The organism is Methylobacterium hispanicum (assembly GCF_022179285.1).
Classification (GTDB): domain Bacteria; phylum Pseudomonadota; class Alphaproteobacteria; order Rhizobiales; family Beijerinckiaceae; genus Methylobacterium; species Methylobacterium hispanicum.
Window position 1 is genome coordinate 13729 of record NZ_BPQO01000018.1, and the last position, 17544, is coordinate 31272.

Consider the following 17544-nt stretch of genomic DNA (forward strand, 5'->3'; position numbering starts at 1 on the left):
TAATCGGCCGCTAAAGCCCAGGCGAACAGTGAGATTGGCCAGTAGAGCCTGTGCCCCAGGCAACGGACGGATCTGTGAGGACAGCCGCCCGTACGCCTCGGCATGGAGGCGGCCGAGGCGCGCGATGCGGTCCTCGCTGATGTCCTGACCCGTTTCCCGCGGGAGGTGGTTTGTGAAGAGGCCGCCGCTCATGCCAATCTTGCGGTGGATCCGCCGGACGGACAAGGCGATCCCCTCCTCGTCCAGCGCTTGGCTCCAGGCGAGTACATGCTGGTGAACGCTATCGACGAGCGTGCCGTCCAGATCGAACAGGAACCAGGTCTCGACGCGCATCGCTGCCCCTTCATGCGGCCGCGGCCCGGGATTGCTTCGAGGCCAGCTCCACAGCCTCGATGACCCGTGCGGGCGCAAGGTGGTGAATCATGTGCCCCATGCCGGGAACCACGATGAGCGTGCTGTTCGGCAATTCATCGTGCAGCCGCTGCGACTGTCGTCCGACGTCGGCGATCTGGTCAGCGCCGCCGACGACGACCGCGACGGGCAGGTCCAGGTCGCGATAGTGTCTCTGCAGTTCAACCGTGACCGGCGTCATCATCGCCGCATCCTCGGCGGACGCGCGCAGCTGCAGGGGCCGCAGCATCATGTCCGTCGGGAACTCCCGGTCGAAGCGCTCGGGAATGGCAGCTGGCGCAAACATGCCCTTGATCATTGCAGGCAGGAGCGCGCGCCCGACCATGGGCGAGACGGTGTGGCGCAGGAGGTCGCCGAGGATCGGGATCGCGCTCGGGGACGCCAGAACCACGTCCGCCCGCAGCGTCGGGTAGTAGTAGCCCGAAGCCAGAACGAGGCTGTGCACGAGGTGCGGCGCCTGCAGCGCAAGGGCGACGGCCACCAGCGCCCCCCAGGAGTGGCCGAGCACCACGGCCTGGGTGACGCCGAGGTGCTGAAGGGCCTTCTGGAACAGCGTTGCGTGGGCACGCGGTGTCCAGACGCCGCGCGGCCGATCGCTGTACCCGTAGCCGGGGCGATCGATGAGGATGACGCGGAAGCGTTGGGCGAGGTCTTCGACGATGCCGCTGCTCAGGAAATCCTGGATCATGGTGCCGTTACCATGGATGAGCACTAGGGCCTCGCCCTGACCGCGCTCGACGTAGTGCAGGCGCACACCATCCACGGTGATGAAGTCTCCGATCGGGGGCGTTCGGCGCTCGGCCTCCCGGGCTCGGGAGACCGCATAGAGTGCGGATGCGCCCAGCGCGGCAGCGGAGCCGAGGAGCGCTGGGATCAGCCAGGAAGTTCTTGGGCGGTCTGTCATGAGTCGTGATCCTGTGTGAGCGGAAGGGCACGGGCGATCAGATGGCGGACCGGAGGGGGCGAGCCCGCTACGGGGCGGGAGCACCTTCCAGCAGCCTCGGCGTCATCGCGGCGAGGGCCAGGAGCGGCCCGGGCATCACGACGCCGGCCCGGCGCATGGTCTGCGCAGCCGCCCGACAGGCCGAGAGATCGTTAGCCTGTGCAGCAGCTTCGATCTGCGTCACGTTCTCCGCCGAGGGCTTCGACGTGTCCGGCAGCTGGGACGAACCGCTCCGCTCCGATCCCGCGGCAGTGGCGGTGGAGCCCGTAGGTGCTGCCGCGTTCTGCGATTGCCCCTGCGGGCCGGCGACTCCTGGGCCGGACGCAGTGATCTGACCGCTCTGTCCGGAGCTGTTCTGCGGGGTCTCCTCCGCGGCGGGCTTTGCCGACGTGTCGCCGGCGTTCTTCGCCGACACGGCCGTTGCAAGACGCGCTGGTGTGTCGGTGGCCTGCGTGCCGGCCGCGGGCTGACGCACGAAGGCGACGAGTTCCTGGCAGAGATTTGCCGGCCGCCCTGTGTCGGGCGTCGAGACATCGGATGGTTGAGCTGCAGCTGCGTGGCTGAGCAGGCAGACCGACACGGTCAGCCTCAGCATTCTCGCGACCAGCATGGTCATCTCCTCGGATCGGACGAAACGGGGCGGCAGCACGAGACTGCCGTGGGCCCTGCGGTGCGAACGGGATCGTTACACTGCATCCAAAACGGCAAAGGGTCGGATGCGAGCACGTGCATCGGCAGCATCACTGCTGCAGGAACGAGCTATGCCATCGTGGTCAGGATTTGGCTCCGCCAAAAGTAACGACGGAGATCGCGCGCTGCAGCGTCATCTGGCGCGTGCTGCGCTACCCTATAGGGAAGGGAGCAGGCCGCAATTTGTTCCACAGAACCGCGATCTTGTGCCAGCGCTTGGGATAAATCGGGTTCTGTTTGGCTAATCGATCGGATCGCAACGTTTGTTGCTCCTAGCGACACTCTTGCAGACGCCTTCGACCCGGCCGCAACCACCTTGAGCAGACTGAAGGCCATCACAAGGTGGCTCGATCACGCCATAACGCAATTATCCATCACGGGCAGTGGAAGCCGACAGAAAGGACGATGACGCCCATCACGGTCGCTGGCTGGACGCCGGGTCCCGGCCCAATGCGGGGCCTAGAAAGGTCCGCATGGTGGCGCGTTGGTTGACGATGTCCCGCGACTCGGATGGGTGAAATTGCGACCGTCGCCTTCGGCGCAACTCGAAAGCAGAGCGGACGCCGTTCCTTATCTAAATAAACGTTAGGCTCTGCACCGAAAGGCAGCATGAAATCGGATTTTCAAATCATTTCAGCGCTTCGACGGCCGCTTTTTGCAAGCCGTAAAACAATCAAAACATATTTTTTAGATAAGATAATGTTTTTCAGGCGGCAGAGGAACGATTTTCAGCGAGAGATGTTTGTATCATAATCGAACATGGGGACAATCCGAAATATACGGCTGCGAGTTCTCGCGGCCGGCGCCGTTTGGAGACATGTCATGCAACGGGAAACACGCTTCGGACGACTCACACGGCTTCCCTCAAAGGCCGAGATTAAACGGGATCTCAGAATGATGTCGGCCGCTGACACACTTGTTGCTAGCTTGTCGAAGCAAAGCGGCACTCGCGAGGAGCTCGCAGGCATCATCACCGGGCTCATGGATCAGTACCATATCTCGCCAGATCGAGCGCACATGCTCATCGACCGCTTCGGCCGGACTCAGCCTGCTTTGGCGAATGCTGGGAGCGAGCTCATGGCAAGAAAGCAGGGCTACAGCGAAAGGCAGTCTGGCTATATGCCCCAGTGAAGCCGGCCACCTCGTAGTCTTAGGGCATAGGCCGTGCTCCTATTCGCGGATTAGTCATACGCTGCTCTCAACGCGAATCACGCGCGATATGGGTGTCGTTGTCCGCCCCTGCTCGGCGCCGCGAAATAGCTTCAGCGTCTTCAAGGCGCTGGCGCTCCCAGATTGTAAGCATACGTTCAATCAGGGTGCTTGTACTGACCTTCTCACGGCGGCCGATGGCAGCGATCCGGTCGAAAACCTCGGCACCGATGCGGACGCGTCGGCGCTGCCGAGCACCGGGACATGCGTGGCTCGTGCTGTAATCCATCGCCTCTCCTGTGTGCCGGGCTACCTCGTCCGCAATGGCCCGGTCCGCGAGGCTGAATGCATGATCCGCGCGTGTGACTGTCTCACGTTGCGTGTCGGCCTGCTCGGACAGTGTCGGTGCGGCGGAGTCGACAATCGGCAACATATCGCCGTCGGCATTCGATCCGTCAGCCCGCTGCTCGATTGGCAAGTCTGCGGTCGAGTTTGGAAAAGGCAACAGCCCCGACCTAGTTGGGCTGCTTGGCTGCGTCACGCGCTTGGGCATTTTCATTCACCGTCTCGGTTGCAACCGGTGTCTGTGGATGAACACGCTCTGGCACGGTTTCATGCGCTTGCGGCATGTTCGGCGACTGCGCACGGCTGTGCTGTGGCGAGACGGCAGTTTGAGCCGCGAGAGGGGCAATCATGAGCCCGAAGAATGCAAAGGACATTTTAACGGCACGCATCGAATGTGCCTCCAGGCTAATTTGGAAAAACGACCTCGAGCCTCGATTTGTTCCATCGCACGCTACGAACAGCCGGGAGCGAAATTTGACTTTTGCGTCCTTCTTCGTTGAAAGGCGCAGTGTTATACCTTCGATCAGGCGAGGTAGCGCCCGTTTCAGTTCTCTAAGCCCCACGGATCGTTGTCGACTGCGAAGAGCTACTTCGAGCATGCGCGTCTCCGGGCATGGTCCAGTCCATCATTGACCGCGCGAAAGCGGCGTTCCGGCCATCAGGCCTTCGACGCGTAGCTTCATCCGGGCTGCCCGGATCGCCTCAAGTGTCCGCCACGGCGCATCCTGAGCGATGCCCTCAGCTTCAAGATCCGTAAGTTGATCGATGAGTTGTCCCCGCGCCAGAAGGCCAGGAACCTGCGACCTTTGAACAATCAGTGTGATCATTTTCTGCATCACCGGGCATATTCGCGGTCGGCTTGGCTCTATCATGCAGAAGCGCCATGGAGATTGAACACCGGCTCAGCCTCGACCAGCGGTCTTCATGGCAGGTACGACGGTGCCTTTCGTTGAAGGCGCTGCGGCATTGCTCTTAGGCACGGGCTTCTTCGGCTTCTTCGTCTCGCGATTGCCGCGCTTCTTTTCCGTCGCCATGGTCTCGCTCCTGGGAATGTCGTGAGGCCGGACAGAGTCGTCCTCACTGTTCGGTCGGCGGTCGTTCCGCATGCAACCGGATCGCGCTCGCAATCGGGTTCTCGAACGCGCCGAATACGGCAACGAGGCGGTCACTGGCCCAGAGTTCAGTACGGTTCCCCGCGGTCAAGCCTGCCGCCTGCCGCTTGGCGTCACTGTCGTCGCGGGCCGTGATGATGCAGGACGTTAACACGCCGCCGCTCTTGACGAACCGATGCACCTGATAGGCTCGGCGCACGTGCCGCGGGCGTGAGTTGGCGGGGAACTTGAGAAGATCGGCCATGCCTGCCTGTCCGTCGCAGGCGGGGGCACAGGCCCTCAGCCACCGAAGCCTGGATCAATCCATTCGGTGATGCGGGTACTGTGCGCCTTCTCGGACGACAAAGATACCCCCAACGGCGAGGGGTTTTCCTCTCGCCCGTCCCGAACTTCCGGCCTTCTCGTTCAACGAGCGATTGCTGGACTGCGCGTCGGAGCCGGCGGAGGACGAATCTGAATAGTGTGCTCTCGAAAGGCGAAGTTCCGCGTCCGTAACGACCCTGGGTGGCAACGGACTCCATACCGAGATGAGTTCAAGGCGGAATGTCTGCTTGCGGGCGGCAAGCCAAGCTTCGCTGCTCACCCAGAAGGGCCATTCGACCCGGGAGCGACGAACGTTCGCTGAAACGACTTTGCGGAACTGCAGCCTTACGGTCTCTGTAGACATCGACGCCAGAGAGGCTGAGGAACTGGTAGATCATGGCAGGATCGGCGGAAGAGCGGCTCGACGCCCTGAATAGGGAGATCACAGACCTGAAGGAAAAGCAGGATGCTTATGTCTCGGTCATCGCGGCTTTGACGGAACAGGGGCTGAACACCGCCGCGGCCAAGACTGTGCTAAAAAAAGATCGAGGATCAGCTCGCGGCGCTTCGGGTCCGCACAGCAACTTTCGAGGGTGACGCGAGGCACGTTTGAGCGCGCTCAAGCAATGCTCGAACAGGATGCGTCACGAACCGTGTGAGCGCTGCGCTGACCGGCAACTCACGGCGCCGTGAACGGTTGGTGCACCTCACAGTTGGAGCACGCCCATGCCTGCTGATATCAGCACATGACCGCGGCTGAGGGCCGGATCACCTTCAAAGGCAGAGAGTGCTGCTATCTCCGGGAGCAGAACTCGTTCTGTATGTCTGCCCACTGCGCTCACGCCTATGCTACAAGAAGACTCTTAGTAGCTGTAGATGACGGCAAAGAGCTGCAATTTCTCACCATGGCTAATAATTGCATTTTTGCATGAGGCCAAGTTGTATCTCGATATTGAATTGAACCAAATACCTTTGCGTTTGTGATCGGCCTCACATATCGGACAGAGACAGTTTAATATCTCTTCGTACATCCTTGGAGGTATGGGCATGAAAAATCCCGGGCCGCAGTCCAAAAAATCTGCGCAACAATCGTACTAGTTGCTGCTTTTTCGCAAAAAATCTGACATAAATGACAATGTCGCGCTCTATATTTTTCGCCAGGATGGAGGTTCAGGTAGAGGTGGCGCGAACATCCGGAGATTTGGCAGTGCAAATGCTGGCCGTGTCTTAGTTTCGACTTTGAACCCAGTTCGGGCCGTCCAGCCTTCCTCCCTCGTACCCTCGCATGATCCACCGCGCCGGCGTATGCTTGGCGCCAAGCAGGGGAGCTCGTGTCCATAACCAACAGACGAGATCGGTACCGTAGTCCGAACGGGGATTGTTGGTTTCTCGGACGCGAGCCTGAAAACGGCCGTGCCTTCGTGATCCATCAGCCGAACGGGCCCTCTGGCGGTCACCTAACTCACATCGAATTGGGAGCCTTCCTGCAACACGGCGCGTAGGATCCTGAGCATCAGGCTGCGATCCAGCAACCGTCCTCTGCCCAGTGCGGGACACCAACGGCGTCCCCGTCATCGTGAACGGCGAGCCGGCGGCGGATGATCTCTGAGCCATCCAGCCGAGTGCTCGGGCCACAGAGCATCAAGCGGAACGCTGCCGCTCACCTCCGGTTGGTCCTCCATCGATACGAGGAGGCGATCATGAAGGTCCTACTAGCATCCTCGCTGCTCACCGTTGGTGTTCTCGCCACTGACCCAGCGTCCGGCCAGCGTCTTGAGATCGGCCCCGATGGCCCCTCGGTCGACATGCGCTCACGCGGTCAGCGGGAGCGGGACATCGAACGGCGGGAAATGCGCCGTGACATGCGACGTGACGAGGTGCCGCGCGACCGGCGGGACAGATCTGTCGATCCCGACGACGATGATGAGGACTAGCGCCAAGATTGTGTGGGGGGCCACCTGTCACGAGCGTGACAGCATCCCTCAGCCACGGTTCAGGAGCCCTAGCCCAAGCTCTCACTAAATGGGCCGTTCTGCCAAGCCCGACGAGTTCCAAAGGATTCTACGATGATGCGTGCGAAAGTGCTTGGGTTGGCCGCCGCAGTTGCCGGCGGCCTTGGCATCGCAACGGCGGCCAACGCTGCGCCTATAAGTGTTGGTCCGATCCAGGGCAAAGAGTTGATCGAGACTGTGGCCGGCGGCTGTGGTCCGGGTCGGCACCCGAACCGATTTGGTGACTGCCGTCCGAACGACCGTGGCCCTGGGTACGGGTACGGTGGGCCGCGCGGCGACTACGGCGATCGGCCGGTCTATCGGGGCGATGGCTATGGCTACGGCCGCGGTGGCTATGATCGACCGCGCCGATTCTATGACGGGTACTGAGACCCCAGGCAACAGCTGGGCGGATGAGTATGAGGCGGTCCGGGGATACTCCCGATCGCCCCACTGCGTTGTGAAGGCCCCTCAGAGCCCGGGCATCCCCATCAGGTGCTCAATCTCGTGAGTGACGTGTGCCTTGAGCTCCTCGCCCATGACCTGCATGAGCGCCGCCTCGGTCGCGCCCTGCAGCATCTCGTCTGGGATGTAGACGCCGGAGTTCTGCAGGTCGGCCTTGCCCCGCCACCCGTGGTTCGGGTCGATGTTCCTGCAGACGTGCCCGCCCATCACGGGGCCGACGCGCTTCGAGAAGCGGCCGCCGTGAGTGAAGGTGCCGGCGAACATTTGACGCCGACCGCGGGGTTGGCCGAGACGCCGCCCTTGACCACCTTCGGGTCGAAAAACTTCAGGCTGATGTCGCCGCGCTTTGTGCTCAGCGTGTAGGTGAGGCGCCCGCCGTACCCGAACTGCTCGGCTGCGGCCGTCGCCCGATTAACCTGACCCCTTCACGATCACCGAGCGCTTGAGCCCGGTTTGCTTCGTCAGGTTGCGGATGACCTGGGTAGGAGGGCTGACGCCGATGTGGTTGAGGGCGCGGGACAAGGCGATTGGGGCATTAGCTCCGAGCACCGCGAGCTGGCTGGCGAAGCGGGCGAGCAGGCCGTCGCCGGTGAAGGTCAGAGCGGACACCGAATGCCCTCGTAATCGGGCCTGAGCGTAGCCATCTCGGAATTACCCCCCGCGCAATTCCGTGCTCTGGGCAACGATGCGGAGGCTCATGATGGCCCGTACCCCTACCAACGGCAGAGCGACGTCCGTCTCGACCGAGGACTTCAACGAGCGCGTGAAGCGTCTCGTGGCCGATAAGCCTGATCCGCAAAAGGCGGTCGATCGACGGACGAGCGCTTCTGGCTGGAGAAAGTCCGGTCCCGGTCGGTAGGCCGCAACCGGAAGTGTGTTAAGGTCGCACTCAGCCCCGCATCTGCTGCCGAGCTGATGGAGGGTCTCCCCCATGCGCTTCGATTGCAATGCCCGCGGCGAGTGGCTGGTCGATCCCAGTGAGCTCGCGGACAAGCTGGGCATCTCGCTCCCGCGCCTCTTAGAAGAGCAGGGGCTTGGCCTTGTTCGAACCCGGGTCGAGAGCGGCCGTCAGAGCGATGCCGGCCGCTCCCGCATCACGGTCCAGAGCCGTGAGGCTGTCTGGCAAGGCGTCTTCTGTCCGAAGGGCACGCTGATAAGCGAGCGCTCCGATAACGACTGACCCGGCGGAAGTTTTTCCACTGAGCAATACCGCAACGCAGGATGCCAACCCATGCGCCTGACGATCGCCCTCGTCCTTCTTACGGTCGGCACGCTTGTCGCCGGATCGTTTCTAAACGGGGCGAAATCGGCCGAGACTGTGACATCCGCAACCAAGGGCGCCGCTTCCAGAACGCCTATGGCGGACGGGGTGAAGAAGCGGCTCAAGCTGGAGGCTGACCAGCGAGAGGCCGCAGACAGAAACCGCCAAGAGCGCACGGAGCGGCTGACGAAATCCGTGTGCGTCGGCTGCGGTGGACCGGTCGTACCGTTCGATCCGAGCGGCGGCGAGGCTGCACGGAAGGGGATCCCTGCCGCACGTCAGAGCAAACGCTGAACTTGGCGGCCGCTGCTCCAGCCTCAGCTACCGACGAGGCCGGATACGAAACCGTCTTCAGTTAAGAATGAGCGTGCCTAGTTCGAGGCATGCTACCAAACTGGAAAGCCGTCCTTTGACGATGCCCGAACCGGTACGCAAATGTCCTTTCTCACGCTGCTCAAGGCCAAGCTGAACTGGCTTTTATCTGGAACGCGAGCTGAGCAATCCAGCCGTAAGATGGCGGACGCCGTGGAGAACGGCGCCTCACCGGGTCGAGGCGCTTATCCAGGTCGTGGCTTCGAGCAGAACTACAACGCCGCGTCCGCCCTGCTGAAGGAGCGGATGAACAAAAACTATCCCGACAGCTACCACGCGCGGCTCGGAAGCCAGGGTAACAACGCCTACGATCACGGAGAAGAACGCGCCAACGCTATCGATATGGTATCGGCGGCGATAGCTCAGGCTCTTCGTAACGGCGCTACGGTCCATGAAGCCGCGGAAGCCGGGGCGGCGAGCGTCGGTATTTAGAAGACGACGCAAGCCACAGCGATGCGGGGCTGTGCGGAGAACCGTGAGGAGTTGCGGCTCGCGTCGAGCTATGAGACCGGGATCGGGAGGTAACTCTTCCATTGTAAGGAAGCGGCAGGGCCATTGGCGGCCTCACATCCGTCCTCATCGCTGGCCCGCGCATATTCTTCGTCGGCCAGCGATGGGCGAATGACATAAAGCTGCAACCTTCCCAGCCGCCGGATGGTCGAAGGCTTCGCTGATTCTAGGCGGAGTGCGGTGTCCGCGCGGCGTAACTCTCAACGGGATGGATATCGCCCTGATCTGCTGGACGGCCATGCTCAAGGTTTGCGAGGGAGGTGGCCAAGCTGCGACGGGCCGACAAGGCGACCGCCTGGGAGGATGGGCAGGCGCCTGCCCCATCACGGGGCAAATCTTTCCGTATCAGGGATGCGCCGGTTGCTTCCCGGCGAACCGGTGGAGCAGCATTCCCCCGGCCATCGCCGCCACAAACAGTGTGACCTGCTACAGGGCGAGGGTCAGGCCGGCCAGGGCGGGGCTGGGGCAGAACCCGGCGAGCCCCAGCCGACCCCGAACAAGGTGGCGCCGCCGAGCAGGCAGACACCCTCGCGCTCGACGCCGCACCCGCCGGCAGCATGCCGTAGGCGCGGGCGATGCTCATGGCCGAATCCTCGCCGATAGGGAACGGCACCCGGACGCCGAAGCGCTGCCGGCTCGGCGGCGCCGGCCGGTCCCGTCCTACGGTTCCTTGAAGCCGTACTCGGGCACCCCCTCCTCGTTGCCGTAGTACTTGTACGGGAGGAACTTGCCGGAGAGGTTCATCTTCACGCGGTCACCCTTGTTGTTGGGTTCGCGCTCCATGGTCATGTTGAAGTCGATCGCCGACATGATGCCGTCGCCGAACTCCTCCTGGATCAGCTCCTTCCACGTGGTGCCGTAGACCATCACCAGCTCGTAGAAGCGGTAGATCAGTGGGTCGGTCGGCGGCATCTGCGGGATCGAGCCGCGATAGGGCGCCTCGTTGAGCATCCGCTCCTCGGCCTGGCTGAGGCCGAACAGCTCGGCCGCCTTCTTCGCCTGGGCCTTGGGCAGCTTCATCTGGCCCATGCAGGCGGCGGTGATCAGGATCGGTGAGATTCCGCCGATCTCCTCCTGGATGTACCGCCAGGTCCAGCCCTTCTCCCGCTTGATGTCGAGGAGCTTCTCGGTCAGGTCTTCGCGCTTCATCGGGTCTCTCCGGATGGGGCCGGCCTCGGCGGGGCGGCGCGTGTCGAGGGTCGGCAGCGAGCGGCTCGGCCGCGCTGGGCGCGGACGATAGTTGCGTGGCGCAGGTCGCAAGCCTCGTGCGTCTCGCGACATGGGGCGGTCGGCAAAGCGTGTGCCAATCGCAGAAATCAGAAAAGCGTAATTCGTTTCAGACGGTTATGGACACAGTAGGTTGCCACGGAATCTCGTGTATAACGAATCTCCGTAGCGCGCCGACGAGATTTCGTGATGTCCCAAGCGTCGAGCGGAAAGCCTGCGGATCCCGGCCGCGAGCGCGATTTCGGCCTCGTCTTCGAGGCGGGTGCCGAGGCCATGCTGGTGCTCGATCCGGAGGCCGACCGGATCATCGATGCCAACGCGGCCGCCGCACGCCTCCTCGGCCATCCACGGGCCGCGCTGCGGGGCATGGCGGCGAGCGGGCTGCATCCGGGTCAGCGTCCGGCGCTGATCGTGTTCACGCAGGCCGTTCAGGCCGAGGGCCGCTGGTGGACCCACACGCTCTCGCCCCGGCACGGAGCTGGACGGGTCCTCGAGCTCGAGGCCGTCGGCACCGCACTGCCCGGCGGCCTCGTCCTCGTCACCCTGTTCGACCTCGACGAGCGCCGCCGGCGCCAGATCGACCGCGAGGCCGACCGCCACATGCGCGCCGGCCTCTCCGAGTGGCAGCGCATGGAGCGGATCTTTCGCGACATCGAGCGCGAGAACCAGCTGATCCTGCGCGCGGCGGGCGAGGGGATCTACGGGGTCAACGCCGACGGGATGACGACCTTCGTGAACCCGGCCGCCGAGCGCATGCTCGGCTGGGCCGCCGCCGACCTCGTCGGCCGCGACATGCACGCGGCCGTGCACCACACCCATCCGGACGGCTGCCCCTATCCCCATCGCGATTGTCCGATCTACGCCGCCTTCCGCGACGGCGCCGTGCATCAGGTCGACGACGAGGTGTTCTGGCGCCGCGACGGCACGTCCTTCCCGGTCGAGTACACCTCGACGCCGATCCGCGACCGCGGTGCCCTGGTGGGCGCCGTCATCGTGTTCCGCGACGTCAGCCAGCGGCGGGAGGCGGACGAGCGCCTGCGGCAGGCGCTGGCCGAGGTCGTCACCCTGCGCGAGCGCCTGGAGCTGGAGAACGCCTACCTGAAGGAGGAGATCCGGGCCGGGAGCCACCACCAGGGCATCATCGGCCGCAGCCCGGCCATCGAGGCGATCCGCCGCCAGATCGACCTCGTGGCCGGCACCGACGCCACGGTGCTGGTGACGGGCGAGTCCGGTACCGGCAAGGAGCTGATCGCCCGCGCGATCCACGAGGCGAGCCGTCGCCGCGAGCGCCCGCTCATCCGCGTCAACTGCGCGGCGGTGCCGCGTGACCTGTTCGAGAGCGAGTTCTTCGGCCACGCCCGCGGCGCCTTCACGGGGGCGCTGCGCGACCGTGTCGGGCGCTTCGAGCTGGCCGACGGCGGCACGCTATTCCTCGACGAGGTCGGCGAGATCCCGCTCGACCTCCAGGGCAAGCTCCTCCGGGTGCTGCAGGAGCGTTCCTTCGAGCGGGTGGGTGAGGAGCGCACCCGCGCCGTCGATGTGCGTCTCGTGGCCGCGACGAACCGCGACCTGAAGGAGGAGGTGCGACGGGGCCGCTTCCGCGGCGACCTCTACTTCCGCCTCAACGTTTTCCCGATCGGCGCGACCCCCTTGCGCGAGCGGCCGGAGGACATCCCGCTGATCGCCCAGCACATGCTCACCGGGGCCGCCCATCGCCTCGGCGTGCCCGAACCCCGCCTGACGGAGGGCGACGTCCGCCGCCTCACCCGCTACGACTGGCCGGGAAACGTGCGCGAGCTGGAGAACGCCATCGAGCGCGGCGTCATCCTGGCCCAGCGCGGCCGCCTGCGCCTCGATCTGCCGGAGGCCGGGGAAGCCGCACCGAGCGCGACCATCGCCCGGCACGGCCACGCGGGCGCCGTCCCGGGACAGCGCCCGCGGAGCGAGACCGAGCGGCGCGCCCATGACCGGGCCGAGATCGTGGAGGCCCTGGCCCTGTGCGGCGGCAAGATCTTCGGCCCGGGGGGCGCCGCCGAGCTGCTCGGCCTGCGGCCCACGACACTGGCTTCCCGCATGAAGGCGTACGGGATCAGGAGGGCATGACGGGTCGAAATCGCGCGCGGCTCCGGTGAGGACGCCTCGGTCCGGCCGTCGCCATCTTGCGCGGGACCTGCGGGCCCGCGCGGGCAGTCGGACGGAGGCGCGTACGGCGCCGCGCGCGAGCGCCTCTATGACGGCCGCGCGATCCTGAGCCACGTGATGGCGCAGGCCAGGGCCATGCCCCCGAACGCGAGATGCGCCCAGGTTGCCGCGTCGTTCGCCGCGAATCCGAGCAGCCAGGGCGCCAGAACCGTCCAAGCCCCGGCGATGGCGACCGCCCGCTCGCCGGCCGCCCGATGGCGGATCTGGTTGGCTGCCGTGAGCGCGAGGATCACCAGGCCGGGCAGCAGCGCCGAGGCGGCGGCGGCGTCGTGGCCGGTGAAGACCAGGAGCCAGGCCGCCAGCACCAGGGCCGTCCCGGCGATGTGCTGCGCGGCGCCCACGAGGAGCTCGTCCGTTCGCCAGCCCGGCCGGAAGGGGGCGGCCGACGTCTTGAAGGGCGACATGACCTATCTCCGCCGGTGTCGTCGGATTCCTCAGCCCTGGACCGCGGCGATGACGCGGCCGGGATCGATCACCTCATGGGCCGGCGCGAGTACCTCCAGGCGCCCGCTCGCAGGCGAGAGGATGTCGTGCAGGGCCTCGCCGATCCGTACGGCGGCCACGGCCTCGCCGGCCCGCACGCGTGCGCCGCTCGAGACGAGCCAGCGTTCCAAGACGCCCGCGGGCAGCATGCCCGCCGACCAGAGTTCCTCGGCCACGCGGATGTCCGCCATGATCGCCTCCTGGCGCGTTATGTTCGCCTCCTGGCGCGGACGCCCGCCCAGCACGCCGGCAAGCAGTGGACCGCACGGGATCCCGGCCCGCGTTGATCTGGATCACGGCATTCCCGGAGCGATCGTTGAGACAGGTCAATGCGCCGTCGAACCCTGATGGGCAGCCTCCGCGGGGCATCTCCTACGGACCGGATCCATGCTCGTCGTGCTGGTTGCCAGCGTCGTCCTCGTCGTGGTGACGATCCTTGTTCTCTACGAGACGCTGCGCCTGACCTCGGAGCACCTCGCCGAACTGCCGGTGCCGCCGCGCTGGCGCATCATTGTCGTCGTGCTCGCCGCCTTCGCGGGCCACACGGTCGCGGTCTGGGTCTATGCCGGCGCCTACTGGCTGCTCGTCCTGCGGCTGGGGCTTGGCGCCTTCTCGGGGGTTCCCATCGAGACCTTCGAGGATTGTCTCTTCGTCTCCGTGGTCGCCTACAGCTCGCTCGGCTACGGGGACCATGTCCCCCTCGGCCACGCCCGGTTGCTCACCGGCGTCGAGGCGCTCAACGGCCTGCTCCTGATCGGATGGTCGGCATCCTTCACCTACCTGGCGATGGAGCGCTACTGGCCGATGCACGGCAAGGCCCGTGCGCACCGCGCCGCGACGTCCCAGTCCCAGTCCAGCGGCAAGGCGGGCCGCGAACGCCTCTTCCCGCCCACGGCCGGCACCTGAGCGGGCCCGCGCCCTTGCGTTGGATCAAGGCCTTCGGATCCTCACGGGCTCAGGTTGCTCGCCGCTTCGATCGCGGAGTTGAGCCATGCAGCGTGCCTATCTCGTCAGCTTCCACAAGGTCGTTCCGGACGACACCGGCCATGATCATCGCGTCCTGCAACAGCAGGCGGTCGTCCGCGCCCGGTCCGACGTCTCCGCGGCCTACGCGGCCAAGGCGATGTTCCGCGAGGCGGTCGGGGTCGTCGATTGGCGGCTGCGGGCCGACACCTGCGAGGTGGTGGAGCTGACCGAGCGGAGCGCCTGAGGAGGACCCCATGAGCCATGACCTGACGCAGCCGGTGCACTGGCAGGGCCGCCAATGGGCCGTCACCGGCTACGGCATCGAGGCGCTCGACGGGATGTACCACGTCCCCTACGCCGAGATCCCCGAGGCCGCGAACGGCCAGCCGCGCTGGCTGCAGGATCTCTGCCGCCGCTACGGGACCGACCGCGACGACTTGGCCGCGGCGCTGCGGGTGGCCCGCGCCGTCCGGTCCGGCGGGGTGGGCGCGCGGCCGGGACCCGCGGGGTCGAGCGCGCCCGCATGAGCGCCGGACCCGTTGCCGCGGTCGCAGAGGCCGACGACCCGGAAGTGCCGAGCCCGTCCGTCGGGCCGTCGAAGCCGCGCCTGCTGCGCGTGCTGGGCCCCGGCCTGATCGCGGGCGCTTCGGACGACGACCCGAGCGGCATCGCCACCTACAGCCAGGCCGGGGCCCAGCTCGGCTTCGGTCTGTGCTGGACCATGCTGTACACCCTGCCCCTCATGGCGGCGGTGCAGATGGTCTCGGCTCGAATCGGACGCACCACCGGGCGCGGCATCGCGGGCGTCCTGCGCGAGCACTATCCGAATGGCCTGCTCCAGGCCGTGGTACTCCTGCTGCTGGCCGCCAACATCCTAAATCTCGGCGCCGATCTCGGCGCCATGGCGGATGCCCTCAACCTGCTGCTACCGGGGCCGAACTGGCTCTACGTCGTCCTCTTCTCGGGCATCTGCGTCTTCATGCAGCTCGTCCTGCAGTACACGCGCTACGTCGCCGTCCTGAAATGGCTGACGCTCAGCCTGTTCGCCTATCTGGGCGTGGTGATCTTCGCCCACGTGGCGTGGGCCGACCTCGGACGCGCCGTGGCGATCCCCCGGATCGACCTCAGCAACGGCGGCCTGACGACGCTCGTGGCGCTCTTCGGGACCACGATCAGTCCCTACCTCTTCTTCTGGCAGGCGGCGGAGGAGGCAGAGGACCTGCGCACCTTCCCGAACCGGCGCGACCTCCTGCACGCGCCCGAGCAGGGCCCCGAGGCGCTCCGCCGGATCGAGGTCGACACGCTCGTCGGCATGGCCTTCTCGAACCTCGCCGCGCTCGCCATCATGGTCACCACCGCCTCCGTGCTGCACCCGCACGGCATCACCGACATCCGGACCTCGGCGCAGGCCGCCGAGGCCCTGCGCCCCCTGGCAGGACCGTTCTCGGCGGCGGTCTTCGCGCTCGGCATCGTCGGCACCGGCCTGCTGGCGGTGCCGGTTCTGGCCGGATCGGCGGCCTACGCCGTCGGCGAGGCGCGGCGGTGGCCGGTGGGCTTCGGCCGCAGGATCCTGGAGGCGCGCGCCTTCTACGGCACGGTCGCGCTCGCGACCCTCGTCGGCATGATCATCAGCCTGGGTGCGGTCGATCCGATCCGGGCGCTCTACTGGAGCGCGGTCGTCAACGGCGTCATCGCCGTGCCGGTCATGACCGTGACGATGCTGGCCGCCGCCCGCGCCGACATCATGGGCGCCTTCGCGGTGCGCGGGCCTCTCAGGCTGCTCGGATGGGTCGCCACCGCCTGCATGCTGCTCGCCGTCCTGGCCATGTCGGCCACCGCCGCGCTCCCTTGATCCAGCGCAAGGCGGAGCGGGCCGCCCACGCCATCCTCGCCCTGCCGCAACCGGGTACAGGAAATGCGTGATGCACGAATGTAGAGGGGAAGGCGGCCCGACCGTGCTCGTCGCCGAGCCGCAGGCGCTGCCGGGCATGTGGCTGGAGGATCGGCTGCAGGAAGCCGGATGCGCGGTCAGCGGTCCGTACGCGACCTGTGCGGATGCGGCCCTGAGCCTCGACGGGGCGCCGCCGGACTTCGCGATCGTCAGCGTCGATCTGAACCAGGGTTCCTGTTTCCCGCTCGCCTGCACCCTGCGTCGGCGGGGCATCCCCTTCGCGCTGATCGCGGGCAGCGCGCGCATCCCCGCGGCCTTCTCGGATGTGCCGCTGTTCGAACGGCTGTTCGATGCCCGGGACATGGTCTCCGAGGTGGCTGCTCGTCGCGGGAAGCGCGGCAGCGGCGCGCGGGCGTGCCCGATGCAATCGCGGATCGCGGCGGGTGAGCCCCTTGCGCTGGATCAATGTCCGCTCGCCTGCCGGGCGTAAGCGTCGGCCCCCTCCGGGCCCGCCCTGGACACCAAGGAGACCTCAGATGAGCGACAAGATGATTCGCCAGAACGTCATCGACGAGCTGGACTTCGACCCGAGCATCGACGCGGCCCATATCGGCGTCGCCGTGGAGAACGGTATCGTCACGCTCACGGGGCATGTCGCCAGCTACACCGAGCGCGTCGCCGCCGATAAGGCCGCCCAGAAGGTGCGCGGCGTGCGCGGCGTGGTCGAGGAGATCAAGGTCCGCTTCGGCGGCGAGACCCCGCCACGCGACGAGGACATCGCCCAGCGCGCGGTGCAGATGCTCGACTGGTCGGTCACCGTGCCGAAGGACGCCGTGCAGGTGAAGGTCCAGAACGGCTGGGTGACGCTCTCCGGCAAGGTCGATTGGCAGTACCAGAAGGAGGAGGCCTACCGGGCGATCCGGCGCTTGGCCGGCGTCGCCGGCATCATGAACACGATCGAGGTGGCGCCGCGGGCGAGCGTGCCCGACGTGCGCGCGAAGATCGTGGCGGCCCTCAAGCGGAACGCGGAACTGGAGGCGGATGCGATCACGGTGACGGTCAAGGACGCGAAGGTCGTCCTCGAGGGCAAGGTCAACGCCTGGTACGAGCGGGAGCTTGCCGAGAACGCCGCCTGGTCGGCCCCCGGCGTGCGCGCCGTCGAGGACCACCTCACGCTGGGCTGAGCCCCGCGCGGCCGCGCCCCCGCCACCCGGAGTTCCCCG

The 17544-nt window shown here is 65.9% G+C and carries 25 protein-coding genes and 1 pseudogene; 13 read left to right on the forward strand and 13 right to left on the reverse strand.

Going from position 1 to position 17544, the window contains the following annotated elements:
• The 8 genes and pseudogenes from MFF56_RS19420 to MFF56_RS19450 form a co-directional block, all read right to left on the reverse strand.
• Positions 1-333: pseudogene (locus MFF56_RS19420) on the reverse strand (HAD family hydrolase); the annotation flags it as partial.
• 10 nt (positions 334-343) lie between these two features.
• Positions 344-1315 (reverse strand): alpha/beta fold hydrolase, encoded by a 972-nt coding sequence (locus tag MFF56_RS19425; protein WP_066924079.1) that lies wholly within the window; start codon positions 1313-1315, stop codon positions 344-346.
• Between the two features lie 67 nt (positions 1316-1382).
• Complete coding sequence (locus MFF56_RS19430; RefSeq protein WP_066924077.1) at positions 1383-1970, reverse strand: hypothetical protein; 588 nt, start codon at positions 1968-1970, stop codon at positions 1383-1385.
• 1272 nt (positions 1971-3242) lie between these two features.
• Positions 3243-3752, reverse strand: a complete 510-nt coding sequence (locus MFF56_RS19435; RefSeq protein WP_156453829.1) for a hypothetical protein — start codon at positions 3750-3752, stop codon at positions 3243-3245.
• Complete coding sequence (locus tag MFF56_RS19440; RefSeq protein WP_156453828.1) at positions 3709-4137, reverse strand: hypothetical protein; 429 nt, start codon at positions 4135-4137, stop codon at positions 3709-3711. The genes MFF56_RS19435 and MFF56_RS19440 overlap by 44 nt, the downstream gene beginning before the upstream one ends.
• A 27-nt stretch (positions 4138-4164) precedes the next feature.
• Positions 4165-4365 (reverse strand): hypothetical protein, encoded by a 201-nt coding sequence (locus tag MFF56_RS19445; RefSeq protein ID WP_238230619.1) that lies wholly within the window; start codon positions 4363-4365, stop codon positions 4165-4167.
• A gap of 75 nt (positions 4366-4440) precedes the next feature.
• A complete protein-coding gene (locus tag MFF56_RS32145; protein WP_280949091.1) occupies positions 4441-4572 on the reverse strand; it encodes a hypothetical protein in 132 nt (43 codons plus the stop codon).
• A gap of 43 nt (positions 4573-4615) precedes the next feature.
• Positions 4616-4894 (reverse strand): hypothetical protein, encoded by a 279-nt coding sequence (locus MFF56_RS19450; protein ID WP_066924073.1) that lies wholly within the window; start codon positions 4892-4894, stop codon positions 4616-4618.
• 455 nt (positions 4895-5349) lie between these two features.
• Between MFF56_RS19450 and MFF56_RS19455 the strand changes: the two genes are divergently transcribed.
• The 3 genes from MFF56_RS19455 (at position 5350) to MFF56_RS19465 (ending at position 7334) form a co-directional block, all read left to right on the forward strand.
• Positions 5350-5550 carry a hypothetical protein gene (locus tag MFF56_RS19455; RefSeq protein WP_156453827.1) on the forward strand — a complete coding sequence of 67 codons (201 nt, stop codon included), beginning with the start codon at positions 5350-5352 and terminating at the stop codon, positions 5548-5550.
• 1103 nt (positions 5551-6653) lie between these two features.
• Positions 6654-6887 (forward strand): hypothetical protein, encoded by a 234-nt coding sequence (locus MFF56_RS19460; protein ID WP_066924103.1) that lies wholly within the window; start codon positions 6654-6656, stop codon positions 6885-6887.
• A gap of 132 nt (positions 6888-7019) precedes the next feature.
• Positions 7020-7334: a GCG_CRPN prefix-to-repeats domain-containing protein gene (locus MFF56_RS19465; RefSeq protein ID WP_082773135.1), complete on the forward strand. Its 315-nt coding sequence runs from the start codon at positions 7020-7022 to the stop codon at positions 7332-7334.
• An 81-nt stretch (positions 7335-7415) separates the two neighbouring features.
• Here the strand turns inward: MFF56_RS19465 and MFF56_RS19470 are convergent, their stop codons facing one another.
• Both MFF56_RS19470 and MFF56_RS19475 read right to left on the reverse strand, forming a co-directional pair.
• Positions 7416-7673 (reverse strand): hypothetical protein, encoded by a 258-nt coding sequence (locus MFF56_RS19470; protein WP_066924071.1) that lies wholly within the window; start codon positions 7671-7673, stop codon positions 7416-7418.
• A 147-nt stretch (positions 7674-7820) separates the two neighbouring features.
• Positions 7821-8018, reverse strand: coding sequence for a hypothetical protein (locus MFF56_RS19475; RefSeq protein ID WP_066924069.1), 198 nt, complete (start codon positions 8016-8018; stop codon positions 7821-7823).
• 322 nt (positions 8019-8340) lie between these two features.
• Here MFF56_RS19475 and MFF56_RS19480 point away from each other — a divergent pair, with 322 nt between their 5' ends.
• The 3 genes from MFF56_RS19480 to MFF56_RS19490 all read left to right on the forward strand — a co-directional run bounded on the left by MFF56_RS19480 (position 8341) and on the right by MFF56_RS19490 (position 9474).
• On the forward strand, positions 8341-8589 hold the full coding sequence (locus tag MFF56_RS19480; RefSeq protein WP_238230622.1) for a DUF6522 family protein: 249 nt from the start codon (positions 8341-8343) through the stop codon (positions 8587-8589).
• Between the two features lie 51 nt (positions 8590-8640).
• Positions 8641-8964 (forward strand): hypothetical protein, encoded by a 324-nt coding sequence (locus tag MFF56_RS19485; protein ID WP_156453826.1) that lies wholly within the window; start codon positions 8641-8643, stop codon positions 8962-8964.
• A gap of 141 nt (positions 8965-9105) precedes the next feature.
• Entirely contained in the window at positions 9106-9474 is a 369-nt protein-coding gene (locus MFF56_RS19490) for a hypothetical protein (protein ID WP_082773134.1), read from the forward strand.
• 738 nt (positions 9475-10212) lie between these two features.
• On the opposite strand, the gene cynS is transcribed toward MFF56_RS19490, so the two are convergent.
• Positions 10213-10701 carry a cyanase gene (cynS, locus tag MFF56_RS19500; RefSeq protein ID WP_156453832.1) on the reverse strand — a complete coding sequence of 163 codons (489 nt, stop codon included), beginning with the start codon at positions 10699-10701 and terminating at the stop codon, positions 10213-10215.
• 351 nt (positions 10702-11052) lie between these two features.
• On the opposite strand from cynS, the gene MFF56_RS19505 reads away from it, so the two are divergent.
• Positions 11053-12882 carry a sigma 54-interacting transcriptional regulator gene (locus MFF56_RS19505; RefSeq protein WP_238230653.1) on the forward strand — a complete coding sequence of 610 codons (1830 nt, stop codon included), beginning with the start codon at positions 11053-11055 and terminating at the stop codon, positions 12880-12882.
• Between the two features lie 125 nt (positions 12883-13007).
• Here the strand turns inward: MFF56_RS19505 and MFF56_RS19510 are convergent, their stop codons facing one another.
• Positions 13008-13385: an SPW repeat domain-containing protein gene (locus MFF56_RS19510; RefSeq protein WP_066923894.1), complete on the reverse strand. Its 378-nt coding sequence runs from the start codon at positions 13383-13385 to the stop codon at positions 13008-13010.
• A gap of 30 nt (positions 13386-13415) precedes the next feature.
• A complete protein-coding gene (locus MFF56_RS19515) occupies positions 13416-13655 on the reverse strand; it encodes a biotin/lipoyl-containing protein (protein WP_066923913.1) in 240 nt (79 codons plus the stop codon).
• Positions 13656-13851: 196 nt separating this feature from the next.
• Between MFF56_RS19515 and MFF56_RS19520 the strand changes: the two genes are divergently transcribed.
• The 6 genes from MFF56_RS19520 to MFF56_RS19545 all read left to right on the forward strand — a co-directional run bounded on the left by MFF56_RS19520 (position 13852) and on the right by MFF56_RS19545 (position 17505).
• A complete protein-coding gene (locus tag MFF56_RS19520; RefSeq protein WP_066923896.1) occupies positions 13852-14370 on the forward strand; it encodes an ion channel in 519 nt (172 codons plus the stop codon).
• An 85-nt stretch (positions 14371-14455) separates the two neighbouring features.
• Positions 14456-14674, forward strand: coding sequence for a hypothetical protein (locus tag MFF56_RS19525; RefSeq protein WP_066923898.1), 219 nt, complete (start codon positions 14456-14458; stop codon positions 14672-14674).
• 10 nt (positions 14675-14684) lie between these two features.
• On the forward strand, positions 14685-14957 hold the full coding sequence (locus tag MFF56_RS19530) for a hypothetical protein (RefSeq protein ID WP_066923900.1): 273 nt from the start codon (positions 14685-14687) through the stop codon (positions 14955-14957).
• The gene (locus MFF56_RS19535) at positions 14954-16282 is read left to right on the forward strand and encodes an NRAMP family divalent metal transporter (protein WP_066923903.1); all 1329 of its coding nucleotides are present in this window, start codon (positions 14954-14956) and stop codon (positions 16280-16282) included. The genes MFF56_RS19530 and MFF56_RS19535 overlap by 4 nt, the downstream gene beginning before the upstream one ends.
• A gap of 136 nt (positions 16283-16418) precedes the next feature.
• The gene (locus MFF56_RS19540) at positions 16419-16811 is read left to right on the forward strand and encodes a response regulator (RefSeq protein WP_238230655.1); all 393 of its coding nucleotides are present in this window, start codon (positions 16419-16421) and stop codon (positions 16809-16811) included.
• Between the two features lie 46 nt (positions 16812-16857).
• Positions 16858-17505 (forward strand): BON domain-containing protein, encoded by a 648-nt coding sequence (locus tag MFF56_RS19545; protein WP_066923907.1) that lies wholly within the window; start codon positions 16858-16860, stop codon positions 17503-17505.
• Positions 17506-17544 lie beyond the last annotated feature (39 nt).

Coding starts and splice junctions, on each gene's coding strand:
- MFF56_RS19425 (WP_066924079.1), bottom strand. CDS start 1,315: ATGACAGACCGCCCAAGAACTTCCTGGCTGATCCCAGCGCTCCTCGGC.
- MFF56_RS19430 (WP_066924077.1), bottom strand. CDS start 1,970: ATGACCATGCTGGTCGCGAGAATGCTGAGGCTGACCGTGTCGGTCTGC.
- MFF56_RS19435 (WP_156453829.1), bottom strand. CDS start 3,752: ATGAAAATGCCCAAGCGCGTGACGCAGCCAAGCAGCCCAACTAGGTCG.
- MFF56_RS19440 (WP_156453828.1), bottom strand. CDS start 4,137: ATGCTCGAAGTAGCTCTTCGCAGTCGACAACGATCCGTGGGGCTTAGA.
- MFF56_RS19445 (WP_238230619.1), bottom strand. CDS start 4,365: ATGATCACACTGATTGTTCAAAGGTCGCAGGTTCCTGGCCTTCTGGCG.
- MFF56_RS32145 (WP_280949091.1), bottom strand. CDS start 4,572: ATGGCGACGGAAAAGAAGCGCGGCAATCGCGAGACGAAGAAGCCGAAG.
- MFF56_RS19450 (WP_066924073.1), bottom strand. CDS start 4,894: ATGGCCGATCTTCTCAAGTTCCCCGCCAACTCACGCCCGCGGCACGTG.
- MFF56_RS19455 (WP_156453827.1), top strand. CDS start 5,350: ATGGCAGGATCGGCGGAAGAGCGGCTCGACGCCCTGAATAGGGAGATC.
- MFF56_RS19460 (WP_066924103.1), top strand. CDS start 6,654: ATGAAGGTCCTACTAGCATCCTCGCTGCTCACCGTTGGTGTTCTCGCC.
- MFF56_RS19465 (WP_082773135.1), top strand. CDS start 7,020: ATGATGCGTGCGAAAGTGCTTGGGTTGGCCGCCGCAGTTGCCGGCGGC.
- MFF56_RS19470 (WP_066924071.1), bottom strand. CDS start 7,673: ATGTTCGCCGGCACCTTCACTCACGGCGGCCGCTTCTCGAAGCGCGTC.
- MFF56_RS19480 (WP_238230622.1), top strand. CDS start 8,341: ATGCGCTTCGATTGCAATGCCCGCGGCGAGTGGCTGGTCGATCCCAGT.
- MFF56_RS19485 (WP_156453826.1), top strand. CDS start 8,641: ATGCGCCTGACGATCGCCCTCGTCCTTCTTACGGTCGGCACGCTTGTC.
- MFF56_RS19490 (WP_082773134.1), top strand. CDS start 9,106: ATGTCCTTTCTCACGCTGCTCAAGGCCAAGCTGAACTGGCTTTTATCT.
- cynS (WP_156453832.1), bottom strand. CDS start 10,701: ATGAAGCGCGAAGACCTGACCGAGAAGCTCCTCGACATCAAGCGGGAG.
- MFF56_RS19505 (WP_238230653.1), top strand. CDS start 11,053: ATGCTGGTGCTCGATCCGGAGGCCGACCGGATCATCGATGCCAACGCG.
- MFF56_RS19510 (WP_066923894.1), bottom strand. CDS start 13,385: ATGTCGCCCTTCAAGACGTCGGCCGCCCCCTTCCGGCCGGGCTGGCGA.
- MFF56_RS19515 (WP_066923913.1), bottom strand. CDS start 13,655: ATGGCGGACATCCGCGTGGCCGAGGAACTCTGGTCGGCGGGCATGCTG.
- MFF56_RS19520 (WP_066923896.1), top strand. CDS start 13,852: ATGCTCGTCGTGCTGGTTGCCAGCGTCGTCCTCGTCGTGGTGACGATC.
- MFF56_RS19525 (WP_066923898.1), top strand. CDS start 14,456: ATGCAGCGTGCCTATCTCGTCAGCTTCCACAAGGTCGTTCCGGACGAC.
- MFF56_RS19530 (WP_066923900.1), top strand. CDS start 14,685: ATGAGCCATGACCTGACGCAGCCGGTGCACTGGCAGGGCCGCCAATGG.
- MFF56_RS19535 (WP_066923903.1), top strand. CDS start 14,954: ATGAGCGCCGGACCCGTTGCCGCGGTCGCAGAGGCCGACGACCCGGAA.
- MFF56_RS19540 (WP_238230655.1), top strand. CDS start 16,419: ATGTGGCTGGAGGATCGGCTGCAGGAAGCCGGATGCGCGGTCAGCGGT.
- MFF56_RS19545 (WP_066923907.1), top strand. CDS start 16,858: ATGAGCGACAAGATGATTCGCCAGAACGTCATCGACGAGCTGGACTTC.